Annotated in this window: 14 protein-coding genes; 11 read left to right on the forward strand and 3 right to left on the reverse strand. The window is 58.2% G+C overall.

Features of this window, described 5'->3' with window-relative positions:
• Positions 1-42: 42 nt before the first annotated feature.
• From mltB to lipB, 5 genes are all read left to right on the forward strand, one after another.
• Entirely contained in the window at positions 43-1,068 is a 1,026-nt protein-coding gene (mltB, locus tag MHM37_RS14660; RefSeq protein WP_239297124.1) for a lytic murein transglycosylase B, read from the forward strand.
• Positions 1,061-2,026 (forward strand): septal ring lytic transglycosylase RlpA family protein, encoded by a 966-nt coding sequence (locus MHM37_RS14665; RefSeq protein WP_239297122.1) that lies wholly within the window; start codon positions 1,061-1,063, stop codon positions 2,024-2,026. The genes mltB and MHM37_RS14665 overlap by 8 nt, the downstream gene beginning before the upstream one ends.
• Before the next feature lie 69 nt (positions 2,027-2,095).
• Entirely contained in the window at positions 2,096-3,295 is a 1,200-nt protein-coding gene (locus tag MHM37_RS14670; RefSeq protein ID WP_139528127.1) for a D-alanyl-D-alanine carboxypeptidase family protein, read from the forward strand.
• 105 nt (positions 3,296-3,400) lie between these two features.
• Positions 3,401-3,712, forward strand: coding sequence for a DUF493 domain-containing protein (locus MHM37_RS14675; protein ID WP_139528126.1), 312 nt, complete (start codon positions 3,401-3,403; stop codon positions 3,710-3,712).
• Positions 3,713-3,714: 2 nt separating this feature from the next.
• A complete protein-coding gene (lipB, locus tag MHM37_RS14680) occupies positions 3,715-4,383 on the forward strand; it encodes a lipoyl(octanoyl) transferase LipB (RefSeq protein WP_239297121.1) in 669 nt (222 codons plus the stop codon).
• A gap of 45 nt (positions 4,384-4,428) precedes the next feature.
• Here the strand turns inward: lipB and lipA are convergent, their stop codons facing one another.
• Both lipA and MHM37_RS14690 read right to left on the reverse strand, forming a co-directional pair.
• The gene (lipA, locus tag MHM37_RS14685; RefSeq protein WP_239297119.1) at positions 4,429-5,481 is read right to left on the reverse strand and encodes a lipoyl synthase; all 1,053 of its coding nucleotides are present in this window, start codon (positions 5,479-5,481) and stop codon (positions 4,429-4,431) included.
• Positions 5,482-5,661: 180 nt separating this feature from the next.
• Complete coding sequence (locus MHM37_RS14690) at positions 5,662-6,660, reverse strand: LysR family transcriptional regulator (RefSeq protein WP_239297118.1); 999 nt, start codon at positions 6,658-6,660, stop codon at positions 5,662-5,664.
• Between the two features lie 280 nt (positions 6,661-6,940).
• Between MHM37_RS14690 and MHM37_RS14695 the strand changes: the two genes are divergently transcribed.
• The 6 genes from MHM37_RS14695 to MHM37_RS14720 all read left to right on the forward strand — a co-directional run bounded on the left by MHM37_RS14695 (position 6,941) and on the right by MHM37_RS14720 (position 14,622).
• Positions 6,941-9,325: a DUF3141 domain-containing protein gene (locus MHM37_RS14695; protein ID WP_239297117.1), complete on the forward strand. Its 2,385-nt coding sequence runs from the start codon at positions 6,941-6,943 to the stop codon at positions 9,323-9,325.
• 321 nt (positions 9,326-9,646) lie between these two features.
• Positions 9,647-12,274, forward strand: coding sequence for a type I DNA topoisomerase (gene topA / locus MHM37_RS14700; protein ID WP_219863494.1), 2,628 nt, complete (start codon positions 9,647-9,649; stop codon positions 12,272-12,274).
• On the forward strand, positions 12,271-12,732 hold the full coding sequence (locus MHM37_RS14705; RefSeq protein ID WP_153843809.1) for a DUF6586 family protein: 462 nt from the start codon (positions 12,271-12,273) through the stop codon (positions 12,730-12,732). The genes topA and MHM37_RS14705 overlap by 4 nt, the downstream gene beginning before the upstream one ends.
• 119 nt (positions 12,733-12,851) lie before the next feature.
• On the forward strand, positions 12,852-13,316 hold the full coding sequence (locus MHM37_RS14710; RefSeq protein ID WP_153843808.1) for a 2-hydroxyacyl-CoA dehydratase: 465 nt from the start codon (positions 12,852-12,854) through the stop codon (positions 13,314-13,316).
• Between the two features lie 185 nt (positions 13,317-13,501).
• The gene (locus MHM37_RS14715; RefSeq protein ID WP_139528118.1) at positions 13,502-14,134 is read left to right on the forward strand and encodes a L,D-transpeptidase; all 633 of its coding nucleotides are present in this window, start codon (positions 13,502-13,504) and stop codon (positions 14,132-14,134) included.
• 224 nt (positions 14,135-14,358) lie between these two features.
• Positions 14,359-14,622 (forward strand): Lpp/OprI family alanine-zipper lipoprotein, encoded by a 264-nt coding sequence (locus MHM37_RS14720; RefSeq protein ID WP_016914087.1) that lies wholly within the window; start codon positions 14,359-14,361, stop codon positions 14,620-14,622.
• A 99-nt stretch (positions 14,623-14,721) separates the two neighbouring features.
• Here MHM37_RS14720 and MHM37_RS14725 read toward each other — a convergent pair whose 3' ends face one another.
• Positions 14,722-15,855, reverse strand: a complete 1,134-nt coding sequence (locus MHM37_RS14725; protein WP_239297115.1) for a L,D-transpeptidase family protein — start codon at positions 15,853-15,855, stop codon at positions 14,722-14,724.
• Positions 15,856-15,920 lie beyond the last annotated feature (65 nt).

The raw sequence follows: 15,920 nt of genomic DNA on the forward strand, positions 1-15,920 counted from the left end.
GTCAAGGTCGTGGCAGTATGAATTCACAGGAGTGGTGAGCAAATGAACAGGGCGCGAAGTCAAGCGGGTGGCTATGCCATTGCCATGCTAGTAGCGTGTTCGGCCCCGGCGGTCGTCGCTGAGGAAACGGTCAGTTTCGATCCGCAGCATAATCCGCAAACCCAGCAATTGGCTGACGAGCTGGCCGAGCAGGGCGTGCCAAATGCGTGGCTGGAGCAAGCGCTGGCTCAGGCAAGCTATCGACAGGAAGTGTTGGATGCCATGGCAGGCGCGGCCGAGCGTCGGCTGCGCTGGTTCGAGTATCGCGATATTTTTCTAACCGAGCAGCGTATCGACGAAGGGGCCGCGTTCATGAAGGCCCATGCCGATGCGCTGGCGCGTGCCGAGTCGGAATACGGCGTTCCGCCGGAAGTGATTACCGCCATCTTGGGTGTAGAGACCTACTACGGTCGCCACAAAGGGCGTCATAAAGTGTTGGACTCTCTCGCCACGCTGGCATTTCACCACCCGGTACGCGGCGATTTCTTTCGCGGCGAGCTAGCGGCCTTTTTGACCATCGCCTATCAGCAAGAGGTGGCACCCGAATCGCTCTACGGCTCCTATGCAGGGGCCATGGGCTACCCTCAATTCATACCTACCAGCTATCAAGCTTACGCCGTCGATTTTGACGGTGACGCGAAGCGCGATCTGTGGAATAACCCAGTCGATGCGATTGGTAGCGTTGCCAATTACTTCGCCGAGCATGGTTGGCAACGAGGCGGCGCGATTTACCATGAAGCCGAAGGCCCCGAAGAACTCCCTGAAGCGCTGAGCTTCAATCAGACGGTGCGCCCAAGCACGACGGCTGCCGAAGCCGCTGAGCAGGGTGTGGTGACGGAAACTTCCTTAACGCCCGATACGCCAGTGGTGCCACTGCTGCTTGAGGTCGCTGACGGCCAAGAGCGCTATCGGCTGGGGGAGTTCAACTTCTACGTGATTACGCGCTATAACCACAGCCACCTCTACGCCATGGCGGTCGCCGAGTTGGCAGAAGCTATCCAGCAGCAAGCCGAGGCCGAGAATGACTAAACTGCGGATCGATGTGCGCCTGTTAAGCGGCTCGCTGTTACTCGCGGCCTTGATCAGCGGCTGCGCCAGCTCTTCTTCACCGCAAAGAGTGGCGGGAGACGTAGGCGGTGCCAGCCCAGCGCCCAATGCTCCGGCGGCCGCCAGTGGTGAGCGCTACGCCATGTCAGGGGATGCCTACCCGGTGGCGCCGCCGGATGTCAGCACCGTACCCGATGCCGAGCCGCGAATCGAAGCGCCTTCCCGGGCGGGCAACCGTTCCACCTATGAAGTGTGGGGCGAAACCTATCACGTGCTCCCCGACTCGCGCGGCTATGCGCGCCAGGGTACGGCGTCTTGGTATGGTGAAAAATTCCACGGCTACGCCACGTCCAACGGTGAGATTTACGACATGTACAAAATGTCGGCAGCTCACCGCTCGCTCCCGCTGCCCACCTTTGCCAGGGTCACCAGTTTGAACAACGGACGCTCGGTGATCGTTCGCGTCAATGACCGCGGCCCGTTCCATAGCGATCGTGAAATCGACCTCTCTTATGCGGCGGCAGCACGCTTGGGGATTCTCGATAACGGAACCGGGCCCGTGCGCGTCGAGGCGATCGACCCTGCTCAGTGGTTAGCCGAGCGTGGTCGAGGGGGCAGCGTTTTGTCCCCCCAAGCTACATCGGCGGCCCCCGCCGTTGCGGCTTCCACGCCTGTTTCTGAGACTCGGCCTGTTAGGGCGGCATCAGCCGAGCCGAGCAGTGGTCATGCCGTTTATTTGCAGGTGGCTGCGCTGGGGAGTGCCGAAGGAGCGCAGCAGCTACAACAGCGGCTGTCGGATGAGTTACCCCACGGCGTTCGAGTGCAAAGTGAGGCCGACGTTCACCGCGTTCAGGTCGGCCCCGTCAGTCCCAGCCAAGAGACACAGGCCCGTGAAGAACTTCGTCGCGCAGGCTTTCCTCAAGTATTTGTCGTGAGATAATCGCTCTCAACATGTGCCCAAGTGGCGTATCATGCGCCGCCATTTTTCTTTGTCAGTGAGAAGTATGTGATGAATGTAATGATGTCAATCCGCCGTACCGCCAAGCTCTGCCTCTTCGCAGCGATGACGGCCGTCGTCGCCCCGGCGATGGCTCAGGTGATCCCTCAACCCCAAACGATCATCCCTGCACCACCACAGCTTGCCGCGAGTTCGTGGATTTTGATGGACGCCAACAGTGGGCGGATTCTTGCAGAGCACAACGCCGATGAGCGTTTGCCGCCTGCAAGTTTGACCAAACTGATGACCGCGTACCTGGTCGAACGCGAGCTGGATCGTGGCACCATCAACCTGACCGATATGGTCAATATCAGCGAAAACGCTTGGCGTACCGGCGGCTCGAAGATGTTCATCGAAGTGGGCGATCGTGTTTCGGTGGATAATCTGCTTCATGGCATCATCATCGTCTCGGGTAACGATGCCAGCGTGGCCATGGCAGAACATCTGGCGGGTGGTGAAGCGCCGTTTGCCGACCTAATGAATCAGCACGCCACGCGTTTGGGCATGAACGATACCCACTTCATGAATGCCACTGGCTTGCCCCATGAGAATCACTACTCGACCGCCCATGATATGGCGCGTCTGTCTCGTCACATCATCAACGACTATCCCGAGCACTACGCCATCTATTCACAGCGTAACTTCTCGTTTGCGGGGATCGATCAGCCGAACCGTAACCGCCTATTGTGGCGCGACCCGACCGTAGACGGTCTGAAAACCGGCTGGACCACCGAAGCAGGTTACTGCCTGGTCTCTTCGGCGCAGCGTGATGGCATGCGTCTGATCTCCGTGGTGATGGGCACGAGTTCCGATGAGGCGCGTGCCCAGGAATCGCAAAAGCTTCTGAGCTATGGCTTCCGTTTCTATGAAACCATGAAGCTCTATGAGCGCGGCGCCGTGCTGGCAACGCCGCGTGTGTGGGGCGGGGACATCAACGAGCTACGTGTGGGGGTGGATGAAGAAGTTTTCATGACGCTGCCCCGCAATCGCAATGAAGAGCTCCGCGCCCGTCTAAATTTGGATGCTGACATTCAAGCGCCCGTGGCAGTAGGTGACGACGTAGGTACGCTGGAAGTCTATCTAGGCGAAGAGATGGTGGGGGAGCGCCAGCTCGTCGCGCTGGAAAACATCGAAGAGGGTGGGCTGTTCAAGCGCCTGTTCGATCAAGTGCAGCGTTTCTTCAGCAACTTGATCAGTAATTTCACCAGCTAAACGGCCAGTGTTGGGCCCAGCCTCTCACATACGCCTTGTATTGTGAGAGGCTGGGCCTTATTTATTGGGATTAGCCCAACGATTCACTTAATGTAAAGGCGAGTTATGAAAAAAGGTGCCAAGCAAGGGCTGCGTGATTTACGCCAGCCCGTGGCGAAAGAGCCACCCAAAATTACCTTCCCGTGCGATTACCCGTTAAAGGTCGTGGGCGATGCGGCTGACGATTTTCCGGCCACCGTGTGCCAAGTCATCGTGCGTCACGCGCCTGACTTCGATGAGACCACGTTGGAAGTCGTGGATAGTCGCAATGGTCGTTTCCAGTCCGTTCGAGTCACCATCGTGGCCACAGGGGAACAGCAGTTGAGCCAACTGTTCGACGAGCTGAAGGCCACTGGCCGCGTGCACATGGTGGTATGACCATGAGCGACGACGCCCCGGTTGCTCTGCATCGCCTCGGTCATCGCCCCTATCTACCAGTATGGGAAGCCATGCGTGAGCTTACCGACACGCGCGATGAAAACACGGCGGATCAATTTTGGCTGGTCGAGCATGAGCCTGTATTTACCCAAGGGCAGGCGGGCAAGCCAGAGCACCTGTTGATGCCGGGCGATATTCCCGTGGTCAATACCGACCGGGGAGGACAGGTCACCTATCACGGGCCGGGGCAGGTGGTCCTCTATCCGCTGCTGGACGTGCGTCGGGGCAAGATCGGCGTGCGTGACTTGGTCACGGCGCTCGAAAATGCAGTGATCGACGTGCTAGACGCGTATGGAGTGCGCGGCTGGGCCAAGCCCGATGCGCCGGGGGTTTACGTAGAAACGGCCATGGGGGAGGCCAAAATCGCCTCGCTCGGCCTGCGTATTCGTCGTGGGGCCAGCTACCATGGCGTCGCGCTGAACGTCGACGGCGACCTGTCGCCATTTGCGCGTATCAATCCTTGTGGCTACGCGGGTATGCAGGTCACTCGTCTTGCCGATTTGGTCGATCTCTCTCATGGACAAGACGGGGCTAATGTTAAAGACGTTGGCGAACGGCTTGCGCAGGCGTTGGCCGCGCGACTGAAGCGTAGCCTGGTAGTGCCTGCGTAACGAAGACTGCCTGCAGAGCGCTGTATGCAGGCAGTCCGCGGCGAGTTAGCCGACGTTGAAGGCGGGGATGCGGTTGCTGTCCGGCTCTTGACCTGGAATGGCCGCAGGAGCGGCAAGACCCAAGTTGTTCTTTTCGAACACGCGGTCTGCCCGGTAGCTGGAGCGCACCAGTGGGCCAGAAGGCACTTCCATGAAGCCTTTCTCTAGTCCCAGTAAGCGATAGCGCTCGAACTCGTCGGGGCTGACCCAGCGCTCCACCGCTAGGTGGTTTTTCGTCGGGCGCAGGTACTGCCCTAGCGTCACGATATCGACACCAATCTCACGCAAATCGTCGAAGGTTTGCAGGATCTCTTCGTCCGTTTCTCCCAGCCCCAGCATCAAGCTGGTTTTGGTGATGATGTCGGGGCGATACTGCTTGGCGTGGGCCAATACGTCGAGCGTTTTGCGGTAGCCAGCGCGAGGGTCGCGCACTTTGCTGGTCAGCCGCTCGACGGTTTCGACGTTTTGGGCAAACACCTCCAATCCCGAGTCCACTACGCGCTCGATGGCAGATTTGTCGCCATCGAAATCGGGTGTGAGAGCTTCCACGACGACATCGGGCGTGCGCGCTTTGATGGCACGGATGCAGTTGGCGTAGTGAGTAGCACCACCGTCGTCGAGATCGTCACGGTCCACGGAGGTCAGCACGATATAGCGCAGCCCCATCAGCTCGACGGACTTCGCGGTGTTGTCGGGCTCTTCGTGATCCAGCCAGCCTTTCGGGTTGCCCGTGTCCACCGCGCAGAAGCGGCAGGCACGCGTGCATACGGAACCCATTAGCATGATGGTCGCGGTGCCGTTGCTCCAGCACTCGCCCATGTTAGGGCAGTGGGACTCGGCGCAAACGGTGCTTAGGCGGTGAGTGGCCACGTTCTTCTTCACGGCTTCGAATCGCTCGCCGCCGGGAATTTGCGCGCGCAGCCACTTAGGCTTGCGCTCGAGTGACGGGGCATCCACCTGCGCTTTGCGCTGCTTCATGCCGTCTTTGATCACCGTCATGCCGTGTTCGTTACGGAATTTTTCGCCGCTGGGCACGCGCTGGGAAGGGGTGTTGCTCATAGGAGAGAGCCTCTCTACTGTGCGGCTGGCAAATGGAACGATCGCACGAGGTACGCTGCAAACCACGTTTGTCTAACGGAGTCGCTCGGCGACTGCCTGCCATGCCCTGAGTAACGCTAACTGATACGTAGGTTGTAGATAATGTAACATATCTGAATATCAACAAGACACCGTGTACCGCTACTCATCGTGTGCCAATGAGAGAGGGGGCAGGCAGGAAACGCCATGACTGGGTAGCGGGCTAGCCGGGGCCTGAAAGTGGCGCTGGAACTCGCCTAGGTGCTCACGGACGAAGCGTAAGAAAAGCTCGGCCACTGGCGTCGGGAAGTGGTCGCGGCGATACACCGTGCACCAAGCGCGGCGAATGGGGAAGTTGGGCAGTGCCAGGGTGGCTAGCAACCCCTGTTCGAGCTCGCGCTGTACGGCTAAACGGGGCAACACGGCGACGCCCAGGTGAGCCATGACTCCCTGTTTGATAGCTTCGTTGGTGCCCAGCTCGATACGGTGGGCCAGCCCCACTTCCTGATCCACGGCGAGCTGCTCGAAGGCACTGCGCACCCCTGATCCTGGTTCTCGCATCAGCACGAAATGCCGCGCGAAATCGACCAGCGTCGGTCGAGGCATGCTGAGCAGTGGATGCTCTGGCCATACCACCGCTACCAATTCGTTTTCGAGGATCGGCATGACCATTAAGCCATCGTCCTCGGGCACCATGGCCATGATAACAACGTCATCCTGCTGCTCGGCCAGCCGTTCGAGTGCCTGACTGCGATTGCAGACCTTTAGCCGTAGCTGCACGTCTGGATAGCGTGCGCGAAATTTAGCCAGCACATAGGGCACAACATACTGCGCGGAGGAGACGGCAGCGACGTTCAACTTGCCGCTGATTTTGCCGTTAATGTCTGAAAGGCTCATTTGGAGACGAGAGAGCTGCCCAAAAATTTCCCGGGTCGAGAGCGCCAACGTATCGGCAGCAGGGAGAGCGTGAAGTGTTTTTCCCGCGTACTTGAACAGCGGCTGCCCAACGGCTTGCTCTAGCTGACGCATCTGCGCACTCACGGCAGGTTGGGTCAAGCCTAGCTGCTCGGCCGCTCGGGAGTAAGAGCGTTGACGATGTACCGCTTGAAACACCTGCAACTGACGGAACGTTAAGCGGTTGAGCAGCGTGGGGGATGACATAATTACCTCGGGGTAAGCTTCCTCTAGGTGAGATGCGCAGGCGCTTTGCGTGCCACTGCTAGCGATAAGCGCGGCGTCATCGGTGAAATGCTACCACTGATTGAGCGCTACCGCTTTGAAAGCTGTGGGGATACGACTCTGGTGCGGGTGGCTTAAAGAGGGGCAAGTACAAAAGCGGGCGGTAATCATCGACGTTAGGCAGGGAGTGGCCTAAACTATATTGCATTGCAGCATCATTGCTTCGGGACGGGTGCCCAGCATCAACCCAACGGGAGACTCTATGAACTTTCTCGCAAACCCACTACTGGCGTCGACATCGAGCAGTGACGCGCTCGCAAGCATGATGGACCCCTTTGGGTTCGGACGTGCGGCCATGAACTACTGGCGAGACAGCGTCGAGCGTAACATTCTTTACTGGGATGTCATGCGTGAACGCGGTAACCAATATCTAGCGCACATGGAGCAGACCAAGCCCAATGTGTTGGGATTCGAGACAGAAGTTTTGATGGATGGGCGTACGCTGCCCAACCCGACGAACTATGAGCTGCTGCGCGTTCTTCCGCCTAGTAATGTCCAGGTCGACCCACAAAAACGTCCCTTCGTGGTGGTCGACCCCCGCGCGGGCCATGGTCCTGGGATCGGCGGTTTCAAGCCGGACAGCGAGCTTGGTGTTGCCTTGAAAGCGGGACATCCTTGCTACTTCATTGGCTTCTTGCCTTTCCCGGAGCCGGGCCAAACCGTCGAGGACGTGGTCGAGGCGGAAGTGGCGTTTTTACGCCACGTCATCGAGCTGCACCCAGAAACCACCGAAAAACCCATGGTGGTCGGCAACTGTCAGGCAGGCTGGCAGATCATGATGGCGGCCGCTTTGGAGCCCGATGTCTTCGGCCCGATCCTGATTGCCGGAGCACCGCTCTCTTATTGGGCAGGCGAGCACGGTAAAGCGCCCATGCGCTACACCGGTGGCATGACGGGCGGTAGCTGGATCACGGCGCTGACCAGCGATATCGGCAATGGTCTGTTCGACGGCGCTTGGTTGGTACAGAACTTCGAGCGCCTCAATCCGGCCAACACCTACTGGAAGAAGCAGTACCACCTTTACGCCAACGTGGATACCGAAACCAAGCGCTACTTGGAGTTCGAACGTTGGTGGGGAGGCCACGTGGTATTGGGCGGCGACGAAATTCAGTACATCGTCGACAACCTATTCGTGGGCAATCGTCTCTCGACCGCGCAACTGGTCACTCGCGACGGTCGTCGCATCGATTTGCGCAACGTGCGTTCGCCGGTCGTGGTGTTCTGCTCGCGTGGCGATGACATTACGCCGCCGCCCCAAGCGTTGGGCTGGATTCGTGATCTTTACGAAGGCGAGGAAGATATCATCGCCAACGAGCAAACGATCATTTACTGCCTGCACGATACCACCGGCCATTTGGGTATTTTCGTCTCTGGTAGCGTCTCGCGTAAAGAGCACTCCGAATTCACGGCGAACATGGATTATATCGACGTCATGCCGCCGGGGCTCTACGAGACGACCATCTCCCATGCCAGTGAGCGTACGGATGCCGAACTGATCGAGCGGGACTACCTGCTGGAGTTCACGCCGCGTAATTTCGCAGAACTCGACCAAGACGTGATGCACAAGCCAGAGGATGATCGGCGCTTTGCGACGGTCGCGCGTATCTCCGAAATCAATTTGGGACTTTACCGTCTTTACCTGCAGCCCTGGCTACAGGCTGTCATGACACCTGAAGCTGCCCGCTGGATTCGGCGCATGCATCCCATCCGCTTAGGATACAAGCTCCTCTCAGATCGCAATCCGCTGACGGTGCCGCTACCCGTCATGGCAGAGTACGTTCGTCGTCATCGTCAGCCGGTCGAACAGGACAATATGTTCAAAGCATTGGAAAGCATGGCGTCCGATCAGATCGTGGCGAGCTTGGATGCTTGGCGAGATCTGCGCGATAGCAGCACTGAGCGGATGTTCATGGATATTTACGGTCAGCCGCTTCTGCAAGCAGCCGTCGGCTTGTACGGCGATGCCCACGTCCATCGTCGCCGTCCGGGCGCCGAGCCTGAGCACCGTCGTTTTATCGAGCATCGTCAAAACGAACTGCGCCACAAAATTGCCCAGGGGGGGCCTCATGAGGCCGTGATGCGCTCCGTTATTTACGTGCTTGGCGGTGCACCGGCCACCGACGAGCGCAACTTCAAGCGGTTGCGTGCATCACGCGCAGAACTTGAGCCGAGCACTTCGCTTAGTGAGTTCAAGCGTTTGGTTCGCGAGCAATTCTTCATTCTGAAGCTCGATAGGGAGCAAGCGTTAGCATCGCTGCCCACGCTGCTGAAGGGTCAAAGCAACGAGCGCATCGATGGCTATATCACTCACCTCGAACACGTGTTTGCGGCGAGCGGTGAGCTCTCGGAGCACGCGGCCGAACGCTTCGAGCAGGTTAAGGCTCTGTTTGACAAGGCGCGCCCCAAAGCCGTGAGCGCACCTGCAGCCAAGGCGTCCGGCGAGGCTGAGAACGCCTCCGTCGAGAGTGCCAAGACAACGGAGGTGGCCCCTGCTAACGCCGCGCCGGATACGGCCAGCGATACGGCTGCTAAAAAGCCCTCACGTCGAGCGCCAAGCCAGCGAAAAGGAACCCAGCGCAAGCAATAATACGCTTGCCTGACGTCACTGCGCCCCCACTCACTCGTGGGGGCGTTTTTTATGCAGGGCGACTGTTTGGGTTGCCGAGCGGCAAGCGGCAGTCTAGTGTCTAGCTACCCCTTGATAAAACGGCATCCCCTATCTTTCGAGTGTGACGCACTGACGATGCGAAGCGTCAACCCTGCATTTCCCGGTTAGGTTGCTACTGGCGCTTCATCAAGGGCTGGGGTAGGGTAGGCGCATTTTTTCATGGTCGTCATGCCAAGGTGGTGGCGGCAACGTATTCAGAGCATGGGCGACAGCGCCTGGGCAATAGGAAAGTGGAGCACTATGGGCAAGTCACTGGTCATCGTCGAATCGCCCGCGAAAGCGAAGACGATCAATAAGTATCTCGGCAACGATTTCATCGTCAAGTCGAGCGTGGGCCACATCCGTGACCTGCCGACCAGCGGCTCAGGCAAGGCAGCCTCCGACCCGAAGGAGCGCGCTCGCCAAGCCGCGGCAACGCGTAAGATGTCGGCGGAAGAGAAGGCTGAGTATAAAAAGCGCAAGGCCCACGATCAGTTGATTCGGCGTATGGGTATCGACCCCGATAACGGCTGGGAAGCTCACTATGAGGTGCTGCCCGGTAAAGAGAAGGTCGTCGCCGAACTCAAAAAGCTCGCCGAGAAAGCCGATGCCGTCTATCTCGCGACGGATTTGGACCGCGAAGGGGAAGCCATTGCGTGGCACCTTCGCGAGACCATTGGGGGCGACGACAGCCGCTATAAGCGCGTGGTGTTCAACGAAATTACCAAGAACGCCATTCAAGATGCCTTTAAAGCGCCTGGCGCGCTGAACTTGCCCCGTGTCGAAGCCCAGCAGGCACGTCGTTTTCTCGATCGTGTCGTGGGCTTCATGCTGTCGCCTTTGCTGTGGGCAAAAATTGCTCGGGGGCTTTCTGCTGGGCGCGTGCAGTCGGTGGCGGTGCGCCTGATCGTCGAGCGTGAGCGGGAGATCCGTGCGTTCATTCCCGAAGAGTTTTGGGATGTGCATGCGGACCTCGTCTCCCCAGAAGGCGAGCTGGTGCGGTTTGCTCTGGCGAGGCAAGATGGGAAGGCGTTCCGCCCCACGTCCGAACAAGAGACGATGGAGCGCATCGCTCAGCTGCGTAAAGCCAAGCTGTCGATCACCTCTCGCGAGGATAAGCCGACCAGTTCCAAGCCCACTGCACCGTTCATTACCTCGACACTTCAGCAGGCCGCCAGTGGTCGATTAGGGTTTTCGGTCAAGAAAACCATGACCATGGCTCAGCGCCTCTATGAAGCGGGCTACATCACCTATATGCGTACTGACTCTACCAACCTCTCTAAAGATGCGGTTGAGAGCGTTCGTTCGTTTATTGGTGATGAGTATGGGGCGCGCTATTTGCCCGAGTCGCCCAACCGTTACAGTAGCAAAGAGAGCGCCCAGGAGGCCCACGAGGCCATCCGGCCCTCGAGTGTCGAGCGCAAAGCAGCGGATCTCTCTGGCATGGAGCGCGACGCCGAGCGTCTCTACGAGCTCATTTGGCGACAATTCGTGGCATGCCAAATGACCCCTGCCGAGTACCTCTCCAGTACGCTGAGTGTGGAAGTGGATGGCTATGAGCTGAGAGCCAAGGGCCGCGTGCTGAAATTCGATGGTTACACACGTGTGATGAAGCCCACCGGCAAAAATGAAGATCAAAGTTTGCCGGACCTGCCGACCGGCACGAACATGCGTCTCGAGACGCTCGATCCACAGCAGCATTTCACCAAGCCGCCTGCTCGCTACACCGAAGCCAGCTTGGTCAAAGAGCTAGAGAAGCAGGGCATAGGGCGCCCTTCGACCTACGCGTCGATTATCTCGACCATTCAGGACCGCGGCTATGTAAAGCTGGAGAGCCGCCGTTTCTATGCCGAAAAACTAGGGGATATCGTCACCGAGCGGCTGAAAGAATCCTTCCCGGATTTGATGGATTACTCCTTCACGGCGCGCATGGAAGATAGCCTCGATGAGGTGGCCGAAGGCGAGCGTAATTGGCAGGCGCTGCTCGACGCGTTCTACGATGAATTCCGCATGGAGTTGATGAAGGCCGAAAGCGAGGAGGGCATGCGCCCCAACCAGCCGGTGCCTACCGACATCGACTGCCCGAGCTGCGGCCGGAAAATGCAGATTCGCACGGCCTCGACCGGCGTCTTCCTGGGATGCAGTGGCTACAATTTACCGCCCAAAGAGCGCTGCAAGACGACCATCGACCTGATTCCTGGCGAGGAAGCGGTGGCAGAAGATGCCGGTGAAGAGGCGGAAACCGATGCGCTGCGCGCCAAGCGCCGCTGCCCGAAATGCGGCACGGCCATGGATAACTACCTGATCGATGAAACCCGCAAGCTGCACATTTGCGGTAACAGCCCTGACTGCGAAGGCTACGAAGTCGAAAGCGGCAAGTTCAAGATAAAAGGCTATGACGGCCCGCTCATCGAGTGCGATAAGTGCGGCTCGGACATGCAGCTCAAGTCCGGCCGATTCGGCAAGTATTTTGGTTGTACCAACAGTGAGTGTAAAAACACCCGTAAGCTGCTGCGCAGCGGCGAAGTAGCGCCGCCCAAAATGGACCCCATCCCCATGCCAGAACTGGCCTGCCAAAAGGTAGATGACCACTATGTACTGCGCGATGGGGCAAGCGGACTGTTTTTGGCGGCGAGTAAATTCCCTAAAAACCGGGAAACACGCCCGCCGCTGGTCAAGGAACTCAAAGCGCATGCCGATGAGCTGCCGGAGAAGTACCACTTCATCTTGAAAGCGCCGAGTGAAGACCCGGATGGTCGTCCTGCGCAAATTCGCTACTCACGTAAAAACAAAGAGCAGTACGTGATGACCGACGAAGAGGGTAAAGCGACCGGGTGGAAAGCAACCTTCGAAGGCGGCAAATGGCACGTGGAGGATAAACGTAAGTGAGCCCGCGTTCCCGTACTAACCAGTTATTGTATCAGGCCGAACTGCTGGTAGGCCTACCGGTAGGCGATGACGAGCACAGCCCTGCCCGTCGGATGGCCATCGAGGAGAGCGCGCTGGCGCTGTTCGAGCTAGCACTGGGCTCGCTGCTCAAAGAGGTGACCGAGCACGCACGTTTGACGAACCATGACTGGCGCGCGCTACTCGCCAATGACGGGCCCGATGTGGCCGAGCTTCAGCGTCTGCGTGACGCCATGCATCAACCCGACCACTGGCTTCATTGGCTTGTGGGGCAGCTAGACAAGCTGCACAGTGACGAAGGAGCCGCACGGCGCACCGTGCAGAACCCTGCCATGATCGCCGTTGGCAGCCAGCGCTCGCTGGCAGAGCAGCTGTTGGACAACCTAGCGGCTGCCAAACGAGAGATCGCTTCGCTGAGAGAGACCAGCGAGGAGTGGTAGATCGCACTGCGCTGACATAGGGTCGAGGGAGGCGCGATGAGGAAATCGGCGCTGTGCGTTAGCCTTGAAATGGGCTGATTCGCCCTCAGGTTCTTAACACAACCACAGAGGAGACACGGATGCGCTACAACCAAGTCAAGGATCTCATCGAGTGGGCGACAGGCTATCATGCTCGTATGGCGCGTCAGTATAGCGATGCTGCCAGTCAAGCCGAGCACGAACGTTTGGCCATGGCGCTACGCTATTTAGCGGACAGCGAGTTGAAAATGAAAACGGGGCTAGAAGCGCTGTTTCATGATGGCTCAGACCACCGCGAAGTACTGGAGACCTGGTTCGATGATTCCAGCGATTTCCCGCAGCCCCCTGAGCTGGAAGCGCTTGCCGAGCAGAGTGTGGCGGGCTCCATCGATGAGCTAACCGAGACGGCAGTAGAGGCTCATCGTAAGCTTCAGAGCCTCTATGAGCATCGGGCGTCAAGAGCCAAAATCGAGCCAGAGGAAACGTTTTTCAATGCTCTTGCTCAAGGCCACAACGCAGAGGCTCGCAAGCTCGTCGTCAGCATGCAAGAGTTCGACGACCTCTAGGTGCGGGCTGCTCGATGTAGCGCCATCGATTGCACCGTTTTGCTGGCGCATCGTGTAGAGCGAGCGATGCTTATCAACTCATATTGCTCGCTAATACGCTGACAATGGCGGCATCTTTAAGGTATAACAGCCATCGTTAACGCATTGTCGGTCAGCACCGCTGGCCCGTTTTTTTGAGAGCCATAATGATGCCTGTGAACCGCCGCCGATTTTTAGCGATGGCCCTGAGCTGGCCCGCCGTAGCCACCGCTGCGACGACCAGCACCGTCGACGACTATGCGCCGCCCGACCTAGTGGCGACGTTGCTTACTCGTGCGCCAGTGCCGCGCCATAGCAATGAGCTATGGGTGCTGATCGACGACAAAGACGCTACGCTGAGTATTTTCCGTGGCAATGCATTGATCGAACGCTTCGCGCCTATCTCTTTAGGCCGTGGTGGGGCCAAGACCCAGCGTGTTCGCGGTGATAACGTCACGCCGCTGGGCGAGTTTCGGATCAATCGATTTAATTACGAAAGTCAGTGGCATATCTTCATCGGTATCGATTATCCTACGCCACCTCACGCCCGAATGGCGCTCGATGCAGGTATCTACTCCCAAGCGGATTACGAGGCCTACTTCGATCACTACCGGCGTTTTGGCTCTCCCCCGCAAAATACGGCGCTGGGAGGCGCTATTGGCATTCACGGGATCGGCGGCGGTGATCCAGACATTCACGGTAACTTCCACTGGACCCAAGGGTGTGTGGCGGTGACCAACGAAGAGATCGAACGAGTCGCCCAGCTAGTAGATGTTGGCACTCGCGTGGTGATCCGCTAGGCTTGTGTTGTTGAAGGAAGTTCTAGGTTTTGAACACGTGGCTATAGACAACCGCTGTGGTCTATTATAAAACAGCGTTTGACTTGCGTGCCCTGGTACGTAACCCTGGTACAAGTCGCTGTAACGAACCTGCACCGCAGGTAGACAAATTTAAGCTAACGTTTTAGCCTTATTTTTTGTCATACCCTTAACGTAGTACCCAAGGAAGACTCAAGGAGAACACTATGACTCTGAAGACTGCTCTGAAGATGACTGCCGCTGCCGCTTCTCTGGCAATCCTGGCTGGCTGTGCTTCTACCAGCGCTCTGGAAGAAGTTCGCATGACTGCTGAATCTGCACAAGCTGACGCTGCAGAAGCTCGCAGCATGGCTTCACAAGCTCTGAACACTGCAAACCAAGCTCAGCGCGACGCGCAAGCTGCTCTGCAGATGTCTGAGCAGAACCGTGAAGAAATGAACCGCATGTTCCAGCGTTCCATGCAGAAGTAATTCTGCTTGGGCCACCGGACATGATGCATGTTCGGTGGCTGCTGTAGATGTGAAAAACCCCGCCTTGGCGGGGTTTTTTGTTGTCTAGCGTTTGCCTTATCAGGCATCGCCTTCCACACGGACGGTAGTGGAGAGCTCGACACCCTCCAAAATTCCTTCCAGTTGTTGTGTGGGCTGCGGTTCGGGTTCCGGCTCAGGAGCAGGTGCCTGTGGGCCGTAAAGCGCCACGAAACGGCCATTTGGCGCTTCTACCGCACGCTTGACCTGTTCGTAGTCTATCTCCGCTTGATCTTCAGCAAGTTCGCTGACGCGCTCGATGGCATTGAGCAACGGCTCGAAGTCACCGACGTTCTCTTCCAGCTGCGGATAAGACTGCACGAACAGCGTACCGTCAGCTGCCCAACCCGCTTTGAACGGTGCATCCATCAGGTTGACTTGAGTGCCGCTAGGCAGACGCTCGTAGAGTGATTCGATATCTTCCGGGTACATGCGAATACAGCCGCGGCTGACACGCATACCCACGCCATCAGGCTTATTGGTTCCATGGATCAAGTAGCTCGGCATGGCCAGCAAGATGGCGTGACGGCCAAGCGGGTTGTCAGGCCCTGGTGGAACGATAGCAGGTGCAGGCTCGCCCCTTGCAGCCGCTTCACGACGCATCGAGGCGGGCGGTGCCCAAGCAGGGTCTTTGACTTTGACCGTGGTCCGCGTGATGCCTACTGGAGTTGCGAACTCCTCGCGGCCAACGCTGACAGGGTAGGTTTCCACAATGCCGGGATTGTCGGCAGGGTAGTAGTAAAGGCGCAGCTCGGAGAGATTGACCACCACGCCCTCACGTGGCGCAGGCGGCAGAATGTAGCGCGCCGGAATCACTACCTCGGTACCTTCACCCGGTACCCATAGACTAACGTCTGGATTCGCCATGCGAATCTCTTCGTAGCCAATATTATGGCGACGTGCGATGTCGATCAGCGTCTCTTCCGGATTATCGACGGTGACGGTGTAGTACTCACCGATGATGTCGCCATGTTCGGGTAAGCGGAAATGGCCACGCGGCAATTCACGGGCGTCGGCAACCTGCTCGGCACTGGCAGCGGCATCGCCGGTGATGGCCACCGCCGTCTCGGCTTGTTCGGCCGACGGTTGAGCATGAGCGGGGCCCGCCAGGCTGGCTGCTAGCAATACGGCTAGGCTAGTGGAGCCCCAACGGGTGATAGTCTTACGAATGGTCATGGTCGATCCTAGTCAATGTATGCACGGCTGGTACGCATGGTAACAGGCAGCGTTGCGTAACCGAT

This window comes from Halomonas sp. MMH1-48 (assembly GCF_022348105.1).
Lineage (GTDB): Bacteria > Pseudomonadota > Gammaproteobacteria > Pseudomonadales > Halomonadaceae > Vreelandella > Vreelandella piezotolerans.

What these genes read in the sequence shown, in the direction of transcription:
- mltB (WP_239297124.1), top strand. Translation starts at nt 43, where the DNA reads ATGAACAGGGCGCGAAGTCAAGCGGGTGGCTATGCCATTGCCATGCTA.
- MHM37_RS14665 (WP_239297122.1), top strand. Translation starts at nt 1,061, where the DNA reads ATGACTAAACTGCGGATCGATGTGCGCCTGTTAAGCGGCTCGCTGTTA.
- MHM37_RS14670 (WP_139528127.1), top strand. Translation starts at nt 2,096, where the DNA reads ATGAATGTAATGATGTCAATCCGCCGTACCGCCAAGCTCTGCCTCTTC.
- MHM37_RS14675 (WP_139528126.1), top strand. Translation starts at nt 3,401, where the DNA reads ATGAAAAAAGGTGCCAAGCAAGGGCTGCGTGATTTACGCCAGCCCGTG.
- lipB (WP_239297121.1), top strand. Translation starts at nt 3,715, where the DNA reads ATGAGCGACGACGCCCCGGTTGCTCTGCATCGCCTCGGTCATCGCCCC.
- lipA (WP_239297119.1), bottom strand. Translation starts at nt 5,481, where the DNA reads ATGAGCAACACCCCTTCCCAGCGCGTGCCCAGCGGCGAAAAATTCCGT.
- MHM37_RS14690 (WP_239297118.1), bottom strand. Translation starts at nt 6,660, where the DNA reads ATGTCATCCCCCACGCTGCTCAACCGCTTAACGTTCCGTCAGTTGCAG.
- MHM37_RS14695 (WP_239297117.1), top strand. Translation starts at nt 6,941, where the DNA reads ATGAACTTTCTCGCAAACCCACTACTGGCGTCGACATCGAGCAGTGAC.
- topA (WP_219863494.1), top strand. Translation starts at nt 9,647, where the DNA reads ATGGGCAAGTCACTGGTCATCGTCGAATCGCCCGCGAAAGCGAAGACG.
- MHM37_RS14710 (WP_153843808.1), top strand. Translation starts at nt 12,852, where the DNA reads ATGCGCTACAACCAAGTCAAGGATCTCATCGAGTGGGCGACAGGCTAT.
- MHM37_RS14715 (WP_139528118.1), top strand. Translation starts at nt 13,502, where the DNA reads ATGATGCCTGTGAACCGCCGCCGATTTTTAGCGATGGCCCTGAGCTGG.
- MHM37_RS14720 (WP_016914087.1), top strand. Translation starts at nt 14,359, where the DNA reads ATGACTCTGAAGACTGCTCTGAAGATGACTGCCGCTGCCGCTTCTCTG.
- MHM37_RS14725 (WP_239297115.1), bottom strand. Translation starts at nt 15,855, where the DNA reads ATGACCATTCGTAAGACTATCACCCGTTGGGGCTCCACTAGCCTAGCC.